Consider the following 15,702-nt stretch of genomic DNA (forward strand, 5'->3'; position numbering starts at 1 on the left):
AGGCTGTCTGCGACGGACCGCCTGCGGGCCTCGCTTCCACGCTACCGCCGGTCCCGGGCCGGACCAATAAGTAGATGTCGCCGGCACGTCGGGCCCGCCGGGAAGGTCAGGGAATGGGCAGCTCCGTCGTGCGCCGCACCGTGCGCAGGGCGACGCTGGAGTGCACCCTGGCGACGCCGGGCAGCGTGGCGAGGTGCTGGCGATGGATGCGCTCGAAGTCCGCCATGTCGGCGACCACCAGACGCAGCAGGTAATCGAACTCGCCGGTCATCAGATAGCACTCCATCACCTCCGGCAGCTCGCGCACGGCCGCCTCGAAGGCGTCGAGGTCGCTCTGCTCCTCGCGCTGCAGGGTGATGCTCACGAAGACGTTGCCCGGCAGGCCGACGCGGTTCTGGTCGAGCAGCGCCGCATAGCGCTGGATGAGCCCGGCCCGCTCCAGTGCGCGCACCCGGCGCAGGCAGGCCGATTCGGAGAGATTCACGCGCGCGGCAAGCTCCACGTTGCTGATGCGCCCGTCGCGCTGCAGGGCGTGCAGTATGGCTCTGTCGTAACGGTCCAAATTCATCGCAGGAAATTGCCTGTTAAGAATTATTTATCGCAGATTCTGCCACGAAAGTGAGTCGCCATGCCCGTGATTCGCAACGGCCGCCGGCGCCCGGCGCTAAGCTGTGGGTATCTGAGACTGCCGGCGAGACAGGGGGAACATCATGCGTATCGGCGTACCGAAAGAGATCAAGGTCCACGAGTACCGGGTCGGCATGGTGCCGGCCGGCGTGAAGGAGATGGTGCAGGCGGGCCACGAGGTGATCGTCGAGACCGGTGCCGGGCTCGCCATCAACATGAGCGACGACGACTACCGCGCGGCCGGTGCCAGCATCGCAGCGGACGCCGCCGAGGTGTTCGAGCAGGGCGAGCTCATCGTCAAGGTGAAGGAGCCCCAGCTGAAGGAATGCGAGATGCTGCGCGAGGGGCAGGTGCTGTTCACCTACCTGCATCTCGCGGCCGACCCGCAGCAGGCGGAGGGCCTGGTGAAGTCCGGCTGCACGGCCATCGCCTACGAGACGGTCACCGGCCCCGGCGGCTCACTGCCGCTGCTGACGCCCATGAGCGAGGTGGCCGGACGCATGTCCATCCAGGCCGGCGCCTTCGCGCTGCAGAAGGCCGGCGGCGGCCGCGGCATCCTGCTCGGCGGCGTGCCCGGCGTGCGGCCCGCCCGGGTCGTCGTGCTGGGCGGCGGCGTCGCCGGCACGAATGCGGCGGAGATGGCCATGGGCCTCGGCGCCGAGGTGACGGTGATCGACCGCTCCGTGCCCCGGCTGCGGCAGCTGAACGACATCTTCGGCGGTCGCCTGAAGACGGAGTTTTCCACCCAGCATTCCATCGACACCCTGGTGCCGCGGGCGGATCTCGTGATCGGCTCGGTGCTCATCACCGGCCACGCCGCGCCCAAGCTGGTGACGAAGGAACACGTGAAGGCGATGTGGCCCGGTTCGGTGCTGGTCGATATCTCCATCGACCAGGGCGGCTGCTTCGAGACCAGCCGGCCGACCACCCACGCGGAGCCCACCTACATCGTGGACGACGTGGTGCACTACTGCGTCACCAACATGCCGGGGGCGGTACCGCGCACCTCCACGTTCGCGCTGACCAACGTGACGCTGCCCTTCGTACGCGCGCTGGCGGACCACGGCTGGCGCAAGGCGCTGGCGGCCGACGAGCACCTGGCCCGCGGGCTGAACGTGCACGCCGGCCACGTCACCCACGAGGCCGTGGCGGAGGATCTCGGCTACAGGTACATGCCGCCGGAGGAAGCGGTCCGCGCGGCCTAGCCGCCCTCGCCGCCGCTCTGGCCGCCGCTCCGGCCGCCGCGCTAGCCGGACACCCGCCGGCCGCCCTGCCAGTAGCGGTCGCGCAGTTTGAACTTCTGCAGCTTGCCCGTGGCGGTGCGGGGCAGTTCCTCGATGAACTCCACCGACGTGGGGCACTTGAAGTGCGCCATGTTGTCCCGGCAGAAGGCGATCAGCTCCTCCTCGCCCACGTCGTGACCGTCGCGCAGCACCACCAGCGCCTTCGGCGTCTCGCCCCACTTCTCGTGGGGCACGCCGATGACGGCGCACTCCAGCACCGCGGGGTGCCTGTACAGCGTGTCCTCGATGTCCGGCGAGCTGATGTTCTCGCCGCCGGAGATGATCACGTCCTTCTTGCGGTCCACGATGTGGATGTTGCCGACGGCGTCCCACACGGCGAGATCGCCGGTGTGGAAGTAGCCGTCGCGGATGGCCCGGTCCGTCTCCTCGGGCTGCTCCCAGTAACCCTCGAACACCACGTTGGAGCGGGCGCAGACCTCGCCCACCGACTCGCCGTCCTTCGGCACCTCGTTGCCGTCGCCGTCCAGCAGCCGGATATCGACGCCGATGCCCGGCACGCCGGCACGCGCCCGGCGCTGCCAGTCGTCCCCGGCCGTCGCGAAGTCCGGGCTCGAGTAGGTCAGGAACGGTGACGTCTCGGTGAGGCCGTAGAGCTGGATGAACTCCCAGCCGAGCTCGCGCTCCAGCCGCTCGATGAAGGCGGCGGGCGGCGGCGCGCCGGCCACCGTGAATCGCGGCTTCACGGCGATGTCGTGGGCGTCCTTGTCCGGGTAATCGAGGATCGTGCGCAGCACCGCCGGCGCCATGCAGGCGAAGGTCACGCCCTCCTCAGCCATCAACTCGTAGATGCGCCGGCCCTCCACCGCGCGCAAGATCACGTGGGTGCCGCCCATGCCGGTCAGCGCGTAGACGCCGCCCCAGCCGTTGACGTGGAACAGCGGCAGCGTCCACAGCTCCACGTCGTCGTGGGCCACGCGCAGATGGGCGATCAGGCTGTAGGCGTTGAGGTAGCAGTTGCGGTGCGTGAGCATGACGCCCTTCGGGCGCGCCGTCGTGCCGGAGGTATAGTTGATCGAGACGATGTCGTTCTCGTCCCTCTCCGGGGGCGTCGGCGGCTCCGGCGAGGCCGCGGCGATCAGCGTCTCCCAGTCCGTCCAGCCATCCCGATCGGCGCCGTCGTGGGCGGCCACCACCCAGTGCTCCACCGTGACCAGCCGGTCGCGGATGGCGTCCACCATGCCGGTGTACTCGTAGTCGACCAGCACCGCCTTCACGCCGGCGTGGTCGATGATGTAGGCATGGTCCTCCGGCGTCAGGCGGTAGTTCAGCGGCACCAGGATCGCGCCGATGCGGGCGGTGGCGTAGAAACTCTCCAGGAAGAAGTGGGAGTTCGGACTGAGGATGCAGACCCGGTCTCCCTGCCCGATGCCGAGCCCCGCCAGCGCGTTGGCCAGCCGCCAGACCCGTTCCGCGTATTCGGCGTACTTATAGCGCCGGTCGCCGTCCACGACCGCGGTCTTGCCGGGGTACAGGCGCACGGGGCGCTCCAGGAAATCGTCGACGAGCAGCGGTACCTGCATGCGGCATCCCCCCTTTCCGGTTTCTCGTTGTCGATGTCACCGCGCGACGCTGCGACTCCACCGATTATGCGCACTCCCGGCGCGGGAATCACCTGCTGCGGCCGCGCTGCGGTCGGCCACGGCAGACAGCGGCCGGCGCTCTCGCGTAGGCTGGCGGCATGATCACGGGCTGCGAGCAGGACTCCTGGGCATCGGCATGGACCCGTCGGGCTGGCCGCTGACGGCGCTGGTGGCCGCGTTCGGCGCGGCGGCGGTGCTGATCGGCGTGTTCGGCGTGATCATGACCCGGGCGGCGCGCGACCTCGCCCACCGCACCGGTTTCGGCGAGGCGCTCACGGGCGCCGTGCTGATCGGCGGCGCCACGTCCCTGTCCGGCATCACCACGTCGGTGACCGCCGCCTGGAACGGGCACGCGGAACTGGCGGTGAGCAATGCCCTCGGCGGCATTGCGGCCCAGACGGCGTTCCTCGCCATTGCGGACATCTTCTATCGCCGGGCCAACCTGGAACATGCGGCGGCGTCGGTCGAGAACCTGATGATGTGCGCTTTCCTGATGATCCTGCTCGCCCTGCAGATGGTCGCCTTCGCCGTACCCGGGCTCGCCGTGCTCGGCGTACACCCCGGCAGTGCGGTGCTGATCGGCGCCTATCTCCTGGGCCTGTCGCTGCTGATGCGCACCCACAAGAGCCCCATGTGGCTGCCGAAGCGCACGGCGGACACGCGCCCGGACGGCAGCGCCCTACCCCTGCGCACCCGGCTCGCACTCTCGTCGCTGTGGCTGACTTTCGTCGGCTGCGCCGCCGTGGTGGCCGCCTCGGGCTGGGTCCTCGCGCGGGTCGCCGTGCCGCTCGCCGCCCGCACGGGACTGTCGGAGAGTTTCGTCGGCGGCACGCTTACCGCGGTCGCCACCTCGCTGCCGGAACTGGTCATCGCGGTCACGGCGGTGCGCATGGGCGCGCTCACGCTGGCGGTCGGCGACATCGTCGGCGGCAACGCCTTCGATACGCTGTTCGTGGCCATCTCCGACTTCGCCTACCGGGAGGGTTCCATCTATGCGGCCGTCGCGGGCGCCGAGCTGCTCTGGCTGGCCGTGACCCTGCTGATGACCGCCGTCCTGATGGCCGGGCTGCTGTTCCGCGAACGCCACGGGGTGGGCAACATCGGCTTCGAGAGCGTTCTGCTGCTGCTCGTCTATCTGGCGGGCGCCGGCCTCGTCGGACTCGCCAGCTGACGCCCTCAGCCCGGCGGCGGCTCCGTGGCGCGGCGACGGGTGACGGCGAACGCGATCAGGACGCCCACGGAGACGACGGCGATGATCAGGGTGGCGAGCGCATTGATGTCCGGCGTCACGCCGAGCTTCACCTTCGAGAAGATCAGCATCGGCAGCGTGCTCGCACCCGGGCCGGAGACGAAACTCGCGATGACGAGATCGTCCAGCGAGAGCGTGAACGCGAGCAGCCAGCCGGCCGCCATGGAAGGGGCGATCAGGGGCAGCGTGATGTCGAACAGCACCCGGTGCGGCCTGCCGCCAAGGTCCATGGCCGCCTCCTCCAGCGAGGTATCGAGCACGACGACCCGGGAGCGGACGACGACGGCCACGTACGCCATGGCGAAGGTGATGTGGGCGATGGTGATGGTCGTGGCGCCCCGGCCTCCCGGCCAGCCGATGAGGCCCTGCAGCGTCACGAACAGGAGCAGCAGCGACAGGCCGGTGATCACCTCCGGCATCACCAGCGGCGCGGTGATCATGCCGGTGAACAGCGTCCTGCCGCGGAAGCGGTGGAAGCGCGCCAGGGCGAGCCCGGCCATGGTCCCGAGCACGGTCGCGACGGTCGCTGTGACGAGCGCGACGCGCAGACTGAGCAACGCCGCATCGAGCACCTGCTCGTTGCGCAGGAGTTCCCCGTACCAGCGCGTGGAGAAGCCGCCCCACACGGTGACCAGCCGCGAGTCGTTGAACGAGTAGATCACGACCAGCACAATCGGCAGGTAGAGGAACGCATAGCCGAAGGCGAGCACGCTCAGCAGGAAATGCGACCGGCGCCTCATCGCTCCGTCCCCGCCTGGTAGCGCTGCAGCAGCATGATCGGCGCGACCAGCAGCAGCAACAGCACCACTGCGACACTCGACGCCAGAGGCCAGTCGCGATTGACGAAGAACTCGTCGAACAGCACGCGGCCGATCATCAGGCTCTCCGGACCGCCCAGAAGATAGGGGATGACGTATTCGCCCATGGCCGGGATGAAGACCAGCAGGCAACCGGCTATGACGCCCGGCCGCGACATGGGCCAGGTGACGTCGCGGAATGCCTCCCAGGGCCGCGCGCCGAGATCCGCGGCAGCCTCCACGGTGTCTGGGTCCAGCCGTTCCAGGGTGGCGTACAGGGGCAGTACCATGAACGGCAGATAGGAGTAGACGATGCCGATGTAGATCGCCAGATCCGTGTAGAGGAGCGCGAGCGGCTGATCGATGACGCCCAGCCAGAGCAGCAGCTGGTTGATGAAGCCGTGGTTGTTCAGCAGCCCGATCCAGGCATACACCCGCAGCAGGAACGAGATCCAGAAAGGCAGGATGATGGCGAGGAGCAGGTAGCCGCGGACCCGCTCGCCCGCGCGCGCTATCGCGAGTGCCATCGGGTAGCCGAGCAGGAGACAGAGCACCGTCGCGCTCGCGGCCAGCAGCACCGAGCGGAGATAGGTGTAGAGATAGAGCTTGTCCTGCAGCAGGAACAGATAATTGTCCGCGCTCGCCTGCAGTTCGCCGGTGACCGGATCCAGCACCGGCGTGAACGGCGGCTGCGCGATCACCGGATCGGCCAGGCTGATCTTCAGGACGATCGCGAACGGGGCCAGGAAGAACGCCAGCAGCCAGAGGTAGGGCGCCGCCACCACGATGCGCTCCCAGAGCGCGTCGCGGTGGCGTTGTCCGACCGGATGATGCACGCCGTTCAGTCCTCGAGCAGTATCGTGCTCGCCGCGTCCCAGGACAGGTAGACCTCGTCTTCCCAGTCGATCGGGCGATCGGCCGAGCGGCGCCGGTTCTGCGCGCTCACCAGCACCACCTTGCCGCTGGCGAGCCGCACCTGATAGAGGGACAGATTGCCGAAATAGCCGAAGTCCCAGACCACGCCGCGCAGCGTCGTCTGCCCGTCTCCGGACGGCGGCTCCTTGTCGATGAAGATCTTCTCCGGGCGAATCGCGATACTCGCCTGCCGGCCGGGGGCGAGGTCCTGCGACGTCTCCGCCTGCAGGACGGTGCCGGCGTCGGCGCATTCGACGGCCACGCGGCCGCGCTCCGCCTCCGTCACCCGGCCCTCGAAGATATTGATGTTGCCGATGAACTCCGCGACGAAACGGGAGGCGGGATACTCGTAGATGCGCTTGGGCGTATCCACCTGGCGCAGCCGCCCCGCCTCCATCACCGCGATGCGGGTGGAGAGCATCATCGCCTCCTCCTGGTCATGGGTGACCACGACGAAGGTGATACCGAGCTCGTCCTGGAGATTGGCGAGCTCGAACTGGGTGTGCTCCCGCAGCTTGCGGTCGAGGGCGGCCAGCGGCTCGTCCAGCAGCAACACCTTCGGCTGTTTCACGAGCGAGCGAGCCAGCGCCACCCGCTGGCACTGCCCCCCGGAGAGCTGCCCGGGCCGGCGCCCGGCGAACTCCGTCAGCTTCACGAGTTCCAGCATGGCGGCCACCCGGTCGTCGATCTCGCCGCGGGGCCGGCGCTCCTTCTTCAGGCCGTAAGCGATGTTGTCCCGCACGCTCATGTGCGGGAACAGCGCGTAGGACTGGAACATCATGTTGACCGGACGCCGGTAGGGCGGCTGGTCGGTCACGTCGGCGCCGTCGATGATCACGCGGCCTGTGCTGGGCGTCTCGAAGCCCGCCATGATCCTGAGCAGCGTCGTCTTGCCGCAGCCGGAGGCGCCGAGAATGGAGAACAGTTCACCGCGGTAGATGGCGAGATCCACGCCGTCCACCGCCACGAAATCGCCGAAGCGCTTGCCGATGCCCTGCAGCTCGATGAACGGGCGCGCGCCGGGCTCCTCCCAGGGGCGTTCCGCCGCCTTCTGCTCCGGCGTCCGCGCGCCCGGCACCGCCTCCTGCATCAGATGCCGCTCTTGACCCGGGCCCAGGCCCGCGTGCGCGGGCGCTCCATCTTCGGCGGCGCCACCGGCGCGAGATGGGCACGCTCCCAGACGGCATCGTCGGGATAGATGCCGGGGTCGTTCACGACCGCCGGGTCGAGCAGCGGCAGCGAGGAGCGGTTGCCGTTCGCGTAGTAGACGTAGTTGGAGATGTCGGCGATGACCTCGGGGCGCAACAGGAAGTTGATGAAGCGGTATGCATTGTCCGGGTGCGGCGCGTCCGCCGGGATGTACAGCCCGTCGTACCAGAGCATCGTGCCCTCGGCCGGCACCGTGTACTCGAGGTGCACGGGCGCCGCCGTCTCGGCCGCGCGCGCCGCCGCCTGCGCGTAGTCGCCGGACCAGCTCATCGCGATGCAGACCTCGCGATTCGGCAGATCGCTGATCATCTTCGTGGAGCTGAAGTAGCGGATATAGGGCCGGACGCGCATCAGCTGCTCCTCCGCCGCCTGCAGATGCGCCGGCTCGAGGCTGCCGGGCGGCAGACCCAGATAAGCCTGCACCATCGGAAAGACGTCGGTGGGCGAGTCCAGCAGCGTCACGCCGCAATCGGCGAAGCGCCTGACGATCTCCGGGTCGAAGAGCATCCTCGCGCTGTGCACCGGCGCATCGGGCATGCGTTCGCGCACCAGGTCCACGTTATAGGCAAAACCGGTCGTGCCCCACATGTACACGGCGGAGTGTTCGTTGGCGCCGGGGTAGCCCTCCACCTGCTCGATGATCTTCGGATCCATGTGCTTCCAGTTCGGCAGCCTGGAGCGGTCCAGCGGCTGGTAGATGCCGATGGGGATCAGCCGGGCCGAGAACTGCCCCGAATGCACGACGACGTCATAGCCGGTGCTGCCCGCGAGCAGTTTCGCGTCGACGATCTCGGAGGAATCGTAGGTGTCGTAGTTGACCTCGATGCCGGTCTCGCGCTCGAAGCGCTCGATGGTGTCCGGGCCGATGTAGTCGGACCAGTTGAACACGTTCACCACCTTCGCGCCGCCATCGGCGTCCGTATCGCTGCGGCCGCCGCAGCCTGCGCCCACGAGCACGAGGCAGGCGACGAGGACGAACGCCCAGACAGACGATGGAGTCGATACGGCCGGTACGCTTCGCATGGGCTCCTTATGCGCAAAATACGGCGGGATGTAAAGCGACGGCGCGGGTCGATCCCGCCGCGGATCGGCCTCACATGCCATCGAGTCCGCGCTTCAGCAGGCAGCCGGCGATGATCTGGCGCTGGATCTCGCTGGTGCCCTCCCAGATGCGGTCGACGCGCAGTTCGCGGAAGAAACGCTCGGCCACGTTCTCGCGCATGTAGCCGCGGCCGCCGAAGATCTGCACGGCCCGGTCGGCAACGCGGTTGGCCATCTCCGAGGCGTACAGCTTCACCAGCGAGCAACGGGCATGCAGCGTCTTCACGTCCTCGCCCCGGTCCTGGGCCGCCGCTGCCTCGTAGGTCATGAGCCGCGCCGCCCACAGCTCGGTGACGCTGTCGGCGAGGAGCGCCTGTATCGCCTGTTTCTCCGCCAGCGGTTCGCCGCCGACCTCGCGGCCGGCCGCGAAAGCCGTGGCCTCCTCGATCAGCCGCGCCGCCGCCCCGCAGCAGCGCGCCCCGATCATCAGCCGCTCGCGCCGGAACCAGGCCCGCGTGTAGGTCATGCCGTCCCCGGCCCGCCCGACCCGCGCCGCGGCCGGTACGCGGACGTCGGCGAACCGGTAAGTGGGATGATGCGCGGCGAAGGTATGGCTGAAATGAGGGCAGTCGATCATCTCGATGCCGGGCGTATCCTGGTCGACGAAGAACAGCGCCTGCTCCTCGCCCCCGTCGACACGGCCCTGGAACCAGAAGAAGTCTGCGAGGTTGGCGCTCGTGACGTACCACTTCTCGCCGTTCAGCAGATAGTCGTCGCCGTCGCGGGCGGCGGTCGCCGTCAGGGCGGCCACGTCCGAACCGGGGCCGGCCTCGGTGATGGCATAGCAGTCGTGCCGCTCGCCGCGCATCAGCGGCAGGATGTAGCGCTCGATCTGCTCCTCGCTGCAGGCCTCGAACATCCAGCTCTGCGGCTCGGCGAAGCACCAGGACAGCGCATTGGTGGTGCGCCCGAGCTGCTCCCAGACGGCGGCCTGGGTCACGATCGGCAGCCCGAGGCCGCCGTACTCCCGTGGGACGTCCATGGCGCTGAAACCGAGTTCCAGCGCTCGTGCCTTGTTGCGCGCCGCCGTCTCGGGCGGCAACCGGCCCTCGTTGAGCTCGGCCTCGATCTCGTGCGGCTGCAGATAATCCTCGGCGAAGCGCCGCGCCCTCTCCTGCCATTCCCGGCTCGCGCCGTCCAGCTGTATGTCCATTCTTCCCGTTCTCCCGGCCGCTGCGTTCAGCCCTGCACCAGTCCCGCCAGATGTTGCGGAAACAGGCTTTCCAGCACGGCGAAGGTGGTGTCCCGGGCCCGCCGCCGGCTCCACTCGTTGGGACTCATGAGGCAATTCAGCCACAACCCGTCGGTCAGCGCCGCCAGGGAATCCGCGATGGTGCGCGCGTCCATGCCCCCGCCGCCGCCCTGTGCCAGCAAGTCCTCCACCACGGCGGTCAGCCGCCGCGCGTTGGCGGCATCCCGCGCACGGCAGATGCGCCGGTAGGTGGGCCGGGACTTGGCCTCGCCGTAGAAAGCGAACCAGACGGCCAGGCTGCGCCGGTTGCAGACCGCCGGGCTGAAATCGGCCGCCACCACTGCGGCCAGTCTGTCGGCCGGCTCGGGCCCGGCACCCGCCAGGGCCTCGGCCACGGTGGCCTCGTACTGGTCCGCCAGGCTGCGCAGCGTCTCGTTCAGCAGGTTGTCCTTGCTCTGGAAATGCAGGTTCACGATGCCCTGCGCCAGGCCGGCCTCCGTCGCCACCTCGCCGAGCGTGAGTCCGCTGATGCCCGAGCGCTCGATGCATACGAGCGTGGCATCGATCAGCTGGCGCCGTCGGACCTCCGGTGCGACGCGGGTGGCGCGCTGTCTCGTCATTGGTCTATGATAACGCTTAATGAATGACTGTTCATTCACTTTTTACCACACTGCATGCGCCGCCGACAGCCGCGGCCGAGGAACGGACCATGCGTGACCTGACGAGATCCAACGAGCATTTCCGCAAGGCCTCCACCCGACTGCCACTCGGCGTGGCGTCGAACTTCCGCTACTGGGGGGAGGACCGCACCATCTACATCCGCGAGGGCCGGGGCGCACGCCTGACCGACATCGACGGCAACGTCTACGTGGATTACCGGCTGGGCTACGGGCCCTGCATCCTCGGCTATGCCGACCCCCGCGTCGATGCCGCGGCCCGGGACGGCATGGACGTCGGCGGCGTCTTCGCGCTCGCGACCGAACGCGAGTACGAGGTGGCCGAGAAGATCGCCCGCATGGTCCCCTCCGCCGAACTGGTGCGCTACTCCAACTCCGGCACCGAGGCGGTCATGGCCGCGCTGCGCCTGGCCCGCGGCTATACCGGCAAGGACTCCTACGTGGTGGTTGAGGGCGGCTACCACGGCGTGTTCGACTCGGTGCTGTGGTACTCCGACGTGGAGGAGTGGGAGCCAGGAGATGGCAAGCCGGAAATCATGCCCTACAGCGAGGGCGTGCCGAACCTGATGAAGAAGCTCTATCACACGGTGCCGCTGAACGACGCCCAGGCGCTGGAGGACGTGCTGCGCCGCCACGGCGACGACATCGCCGCATTCCTGATCGAGCCCATCATGGGCAACTGCTGCTCGATCACCGCGGAAGCGCAGTACCTCGCGGACGTGCGGGAGCTGTGCAGCCGCTACGGCGTGCTGATGATCGTGGACGAGGTGAAGACCGGCTTCCGGGTGGCGAAGGGCGGCGTGCAGGAACTGTTCGGCATCGAGGCGGATCTCTGCACCTTCGCCAAGGCCGTCGCCAACGGCTACCCGCTGGCGGTGCTGGCCGGCCGTGAGGAGTTCATGCGCAAGATCGAGGACGGCGTCGTCCACGGCGGCACGTTCACCGCCCATTCGGTGGCGCTGGCGGCGGCCGAGAAGACGCTCGAGATCCTCGAGGAGACCGACGCGCTCGCCACCATCGAGGACTACGGCCGGCGCCTGCAGGCCGGCATCGGCGAGATACTGGACCGCCGGTCGATACCCCATTGCTTCGTCGGCCACCCGTCGATGGGCGGACTGTTCTTCCGCGAGGAGCCGCCGCGAGATTACCGCGACTGGGTCAACACCGACTACGAGTTCTACGACAGCCTCGCGCCTCACCTGCACGACCTCGGCGTGCTGGTCGAGCCGGACTCCCGTGAGCCGTGGTTCATCTGCGAGGCGCACGAGACCGGTGACTGCCTCGGCGAGACCCTGGAGCGCTTCGAGGCGGCGCTGGAACGCAAGCTGGCCCATGACGCCGATCGGTCCGCGGCACGGCGCAGCACCGCCTCCTGACGACACGATCGGCGCAGTTTGAACGCACCGGCTCACCGCCTCGACCCCCTGCTCAGGCCGCGCTCCATCGCGCTGGTCGGCGCCTCGGCGCGGCAGCCGAGCATGGGGCAGCTCGCGCTGGCCAACCTGCTCGCCAGCGGCTACGGCGGGCGCATCTATCCGGTCAACCCGCGCTACACCGAGCTGGCCGGCCTGGAATGCCTGCCGAGCCTGGCCTCGCTGCCGGAAATCCCGGAGATGGTGATCTTCGCGGTCTCCGACCAGCGTATCGAGGCCGCGCTGGAGGATGCGCTGCAGGCGGGGACGGCCGCCGTCACGATCATGTCCGCGCTCGCGACCCCTGACGACGCCGCGGCACGGGCGGCCGGCCGGCCGGTGCTGCGCGAGCGTATCGCGGCGCGGCTCGCGGAAGCCGGCGTGCTGTGTTGCGGCGGCAACGGCATGGGTTTCTACAACGTCCGGGACCGGGTCTGGGCCACCGGCTTCGATGCCCGCCATCACGAGCCGCCGGGCAACGTCGCGCTGCTCTCGCAATCCGGCGCCGGCATGTGCGGCATCGTCGACTGCGACGAGCGGCTGGCCTTCAACCTCGCCGTGTCCACGGGCCAGGAGCTCACGACCGGCATCGACGAGTATCTCGATTTCGCGCTGGAGCTGCCCGAGACGCGGGCGGTGGGGCTGTTCCTGGAGCGCGCGCGCAATGCGGCAGCTCTCGCCGCCGGCTTCGCCAAGGCGAGAGAGCGCGGCATCCCTATCGTCGTGGTCAAGACCGGCCGCACGGCGTGGGCGGCCGAGCTGGCCGTCTCCCACTGCGGCATGCTGGCCGGCGACGACGCGGCCTATGAGGCCCTGTTCGAGCGCTACGGCGTACAGCGCGTACGCGACCTCGACGAACTCGCCAACGCCCTCATCCTGTTCGCCCAGCCCCATCGGCCCGCCGCCGGCACCGTCGTCTCCCTGCACGATTCGGGCGGCGAACGGCAGCTCATGGTGGATCTTGCCGCAGACGCCGGCGTGGAACTGACCGCGCTCGCCCCCGCCACGGTACGCCGGCTGGAAGCCGTGCTGGACCCGGAGCTGCCCGCCGTGAACCCGCTCGACGGCTGGAGCCGGGGCGGCGTGGAGGCCGAAGAACGGATGGCGGAGGCCCTCGGCATCCTGATGAGCGACCCGGGCGCCGCCATCGGGCTGCTGGTGCACGATCGCGCGCCGTACGGCCGGATCTACGAGAGTTACGTGGACTACATGCGCGGGGCGCACGCCGCCAGCGGCAAACCGGTGGTGCTGATCGGCTCGCGCCAGGGCACCGGCAGCGACCCGCTGGTGATCAGCGCCACCCGGGACCTCGGCTTCCCGGTACTCGACGGCGTCCCGGCCGCCCTGGCGGCGGTGCGCTGCCTGCTCGCCTGGCGGGATAGCCGCGAACGGGCCGAACCCGCCGCACCGCCCGCCCCGGCCGATGCCGGCCCGCGCTGGCGCGAACGACTGGCGGGCGGCGGCCCGCCGGACAGCGCGACCGCGCTCGCGATGCTGCGGGATTTCGGCATTCCGACCACGGCGAGCGAAATCGCGCGTTCCGAGGCAGACGCCGTGGCCGCCTGGCGGCGCTTCGGCGGCCCGGTGGCGCTGAAGACCGCAGCCCCGGGCGTCGCCCATCGCAGCGAGGTCGACGGCGTGCGGCTCGCACTGAACGAGCGCACCCGGGTGGAGCAGACCTGGCGGGAGCTGGCCGGCCGCTTCGGCCCCGCCGTGGAGGTCTCGGCCATGCAGCCCGCCGGCGTCGAGGTGCTGCTGGGCATGAGCACGGATCCGGATCTCGGGCCGGTGGTTGCCATCGGCATGGGCGGCATCCATACCGAACTCCACGCCGATGTCGCCTTCGCCCTGCCGCCCTTCGACGCGGCCTGGGCGCGACGGCTGATCGAGCGGCTGCGGCTGCGCCCGCTGCTGGACGGCGCGCGGGGCCGGCGGCCGGCCGATGTTGACGCCCTGTGCGACGCGGCCGCAAGATTCTCGGTAATGGCAGCCGAACTCGGCGACGTCGTCCGTGAGATCGACGTCAACCCCATCCTCGTCCATGCCGGGGGCTGCGTCGCCGTCGACGCGCTCACGGTATTGCACGACGACAAGACCCCAGAGAGGCAAACAGCATGACACTGGAAGCACTGGCAGAATACGACGCCCCGCGCTGGCACCAGGCTGCGGACCGGCTGAAGAAGCGGCTGGAGACCCGCCTGTTCATCAACGGAGAATTCGTGGACGCCATCGACGGCGGGCGCTTCGAGACCGTGAATCCCGCCACCGGAGAGCTACTCGCCGAGATGTCCGAGGGCACGGCGAAGGACATCGATGCCGCCGTCGCCGCGGCGAAGGCCGCCTTCCGCTCGGGCGTGTGGTCGAAGATGGCGCCGCGCAAGCGCATGGATATCCTGTATCGCTTCGCCGATCTCGTGCTGGAGAACGCCGAGGAACTGGCGCTCATGGACACGCTGGACATGGGCAAGCCCATTGCCGACATGCTCTCCGTGGACGTGCCGCTGGTGGCCGACACCATCCGCTTCATGAGCGAGAGCATCGACAAGATCGAGGGCGCCATCACCAACACGGCCAGCGACGCGATGAACCTCGTGTTGCGCGAGCCGCTGGGCGTGGTGGGAGCCATCTCGCCCTGGAACTATCCGCTGCTGATGGCGGCGTGGAAATACGCGCCGGCGCTGGCGGCCGGCAACACCGTCGTGCTGAAGCCCGCCGAACAGTCGCCGCTGTCCAATCTGCGCATCGCCCAGCTGTTCGTCGAGGCCGGCGGGCCGCCGGGCGTGTTCAACGTGGTCAACGGCATGGGCGAGACCGCCGGCAAGGCCCTGGCGCTGCACAACGACGTGGCCAAGATCTCCTTCACCGGCTCCACCGCGGTCGGCAAGCTGATCCTGCAGTACGCCGGACAGTCCAATATGAAGAAGGTGGGACTGGAATGCGGCGGCAAGTCCCCGCAGGTGTTCATGGACGACCTGCCCGACCTCGGCCGGGCCGTGGAGACCGCCTACCACGCCATCTACGCCAACATGGGCGAGGTGTGCAACGCCGGTTCTCGCATCATGGTGGACCGCAAGATCTACGACGAATTCGTGGAGCGTTTCGTCGCCGAGGGCAGGGAGGCCTACAAGGCCGGCGATCCGCTCGACCCCGCGACGAATCTGGGTCCGCTCGTGACGCACCAGGATCAGAAGCGGGTGCTCGGCATGATCGAGACCGGCAGGAAGGAAGGCGCGAAGCTGATGTTCGGCGGCACCGCCTCTGAGCAGTATCCGAAAGGCGCCTACGTGGATCCCACGCTGTTCGTCGATGTGAACAACGAGATGACCATCGCCCGCGAGGAAATCTTCGGGCCGGTGGCGAGCGTGATTCCCTTCGACGGGGCCGACGAGGCCATCCGCGTGGCCAACGACACCATCTACGGCCTGGCCGCCAGCATCTGGACCCGGGACATACGCACCGCCCACCGCTTCATCCGGGAATTCGAGGCCGGCATCATCTGGGTGAATACCTACGACGAGGCGGACATGACCCAGCCGTTCGGCGGCTACAAACAGTCCGGCAACGCCCGCGACAAGTGCTTCGACAGCCTGCTGGAATACACCCAGACCAAATCGGCCTGGATCAGCCTCGCCTGAGGCG

13 protein-coding genes are annotated in these 15,702 nt (G+C 68.9%); 5 read left to right on the forward strand and 8 right to left on the reverse strand.

All coding sequences use genetic code 11. The annotated features are described in order from the left end of the window. Window positions 1–106: 106 nt before the first annotated feature. Window positions 107–568, reverse strand: coding sequence for an Lrp/AsnC family transcriptional regulator (locus ACJMK0_RS10980; protein WP_405238341.1), 462 nt, complete (start codon window positions 566–568; stop codon window positions 107–109). Window positions 569–710: 142 nt separating this feature from the next. Between ACJMK0_RS10980 and ald the strand changes: the two genes are divergently transcribed. Next, window positions 711–1,832, forward strand: coding sequence for an alanine dehydrogenase (gene ald, locus ACJMK0_RS10985; RefSeq protein WP_405238343.1), 1,122 nt, complete (start codon window positions 711–713; stop codon window positions 1,830–1,832). A gap of 41 nt (window positions 1,833–1,873) precedes the next feature. Here the strand turns inward: ald and ACJMK0_RS10990 are convergent, their stop codons facing one another. Continuing rightward, window positions 1,874–3,451, reverse strand: a complete 1,578-nt coding sequence (locus tag ACJMK0_RS10990; RefSeq protein ID WP_405238345.1) for a long-chain-fatty-acid--CoA ligase — start codon at window positions 3,449–3,451, stop codon at window positions 1,874–1,876. 196 nt (window positions 3,452–3,647) lie between these two features. Here ACJMK0_RS10990 and ACJMK0_RS10995 point away from each other — a divergent pair, with 196 nt between their 5' ends. Then, window positions 3,648–4,682 (forward strand): sodium:calcium antiporter, encoded by a 1,035-nt coding sequence (locus ACJMK0_RS10995; RefSeq protein ID WP_405238347.1) that lies wholly within the window; start codon window positions 3,648–3,650, stop codon window positions 4,680–4,682. A 5-nt stretch (window positions 4,683–4,687) separates the two neighbouring features. On the opposite strand, the gene ACJMK0_RS11000 is transcribed toward ACJMK0_RS10995, so the two are convergent. The 6 genes from ACJMK0_RS11000 to betI form a co-directional block, all read right to left on the reverse strand. Further along, a complete protein-coding gene (locus ACJMK0_RS11000; RefSeq protein WP_405238349.1) occupies window positions 4,688–5,500 on the reverse strand; it encodes an ABC transporter permease subunit in 813 nt (270 codons plus the stop codon). Next, on the reverse strand, window positions 5,497–6,393 hold the full coding sequence (locus ACJMK0_RS11005; protein ID WP_405238350.1) for an ABC transporter permease subunit: 897 nt from the start codon (window positions 6,391–6,393) through the stop codon (window positions 5,497–5,499). The genes ACJMK0_RS11000 and ACJMK0_RS11005 overlap by 4 nt, the downstream gene beginning before the upstream one ends. A gap of 5 nt (window positions 6,394–6,398) precedes the next feature. After that, on the reverse strand, window positions 6,399–7,562 hold the full coding sequence (locus ACJMK0_RS11010) for an ABC transporter ATP-binding protein (protein WP_405238352.1): 1,164 nt from the start codon (window positions 7,560–7,562) through the stop codon (window positions 6,399–6,401). Then, entirely contained in the window at window positions 7,562–8,704 is a 1,143-nt protein-coding gene (locus tag ACJMK0_RS11015; RefSeq protein WP_405238354.1) for a polyamine ABC transporter substrate-binding protein, read from the reverse strand. Before ACJMK0_RS11015 ends, ACJMK0_RS11010 begins: the two co-directional genes overlap by 1 nt. Window positions 8,705–8,774: 70 nt before the next feature. Continuing rightward, window positions 8,775–9,935 carry an acyl-CoA dehydrogenase family protein gene (locus ACJMK0_RS11020; protein WP_405238356.1) on the reverse strand — a complete coding sequence of 387 codons (1,161 nt, stop codon included), beginning with the start codon at window positions 9,933–9,935 and terminating at the stop codon, window positions 8,775–8,777. 26 nt (window positions 9,936–9,961) lie between these two features. After that, the gene (gene betI, locus ACJMK0_RS11025) at window positions 9,962–10,594 is read right to left on the reverse strand and encodes a transcriptional regulator BetI (protein ID WP_405238358.1); all 633 of its coding nucleotides are present in this window, start codon (window positions 10,592–10,594) and stop codon (window positions 9,962–9,964) included. 89 nt (window positions 10,595–10,683) lie between these two features. Here betI and ACJMK0_RS11030 point away from each other — a divergent pair, with 89 nt between their 5' ends. From ACJMK0_RS11030 to ACJMK0_RS11040, 3 genes are read left to right on the forward strand one after another with little or no spacing between them, the layout of a single operon-like run. Further along, window positions 10,684–12,027: an aspartate aminotransferase family protein gene (locus tag ACJMK0_RS11030; protein WP_405238360.1), complete on the forward strand. Its 1,344-nt coding sequence runs from the start codon at window positions 10,684–10,686 to the stop codon at window positions 12,025–12,027. A gap of 18 nt (window positions 12,028–12,045) precedes the next feature. After that, window positions 12,046–14,181, forward strand: coding sequence for an acetate--CoA ligase family protein (locus ACJMK0_RS11035; RefSeq protein WP_405238362.1), 2,136 nt, complete (start codon window positions 12,046–12,048; stop codon window positions 14,179–14,181). Next, window positions 14,178–15,698 (forward strand): aldehyde dehydrogenase, encoded by a 1,521-nt coding sequence (locus ACJMK0_RS11040; protein ID WP_405238364.1) that lies wholly within the window; start codon window positions 14,178–14,180, stop codon window positions 15,696–15,698. Before ACJMK0_RS11035 ends, ACJMK0_RS11040 begins: the two co-directional genes overlap by 4 nt. Window positions 15,699–15,702: the final 4 nt, after the last annotated feature.

The sequence above is a fragment of the Lentisalinibacter orientalis genome (genome assembly GCF_040706535.1).
GTDB classification, from domain to species: Bacteria; Pseudomonadota; Gammaproteobacteria; order Steroidobacterales; family Woeseiaceae; genus Lentisalinibacter; species Lentisalinibacter orientalis.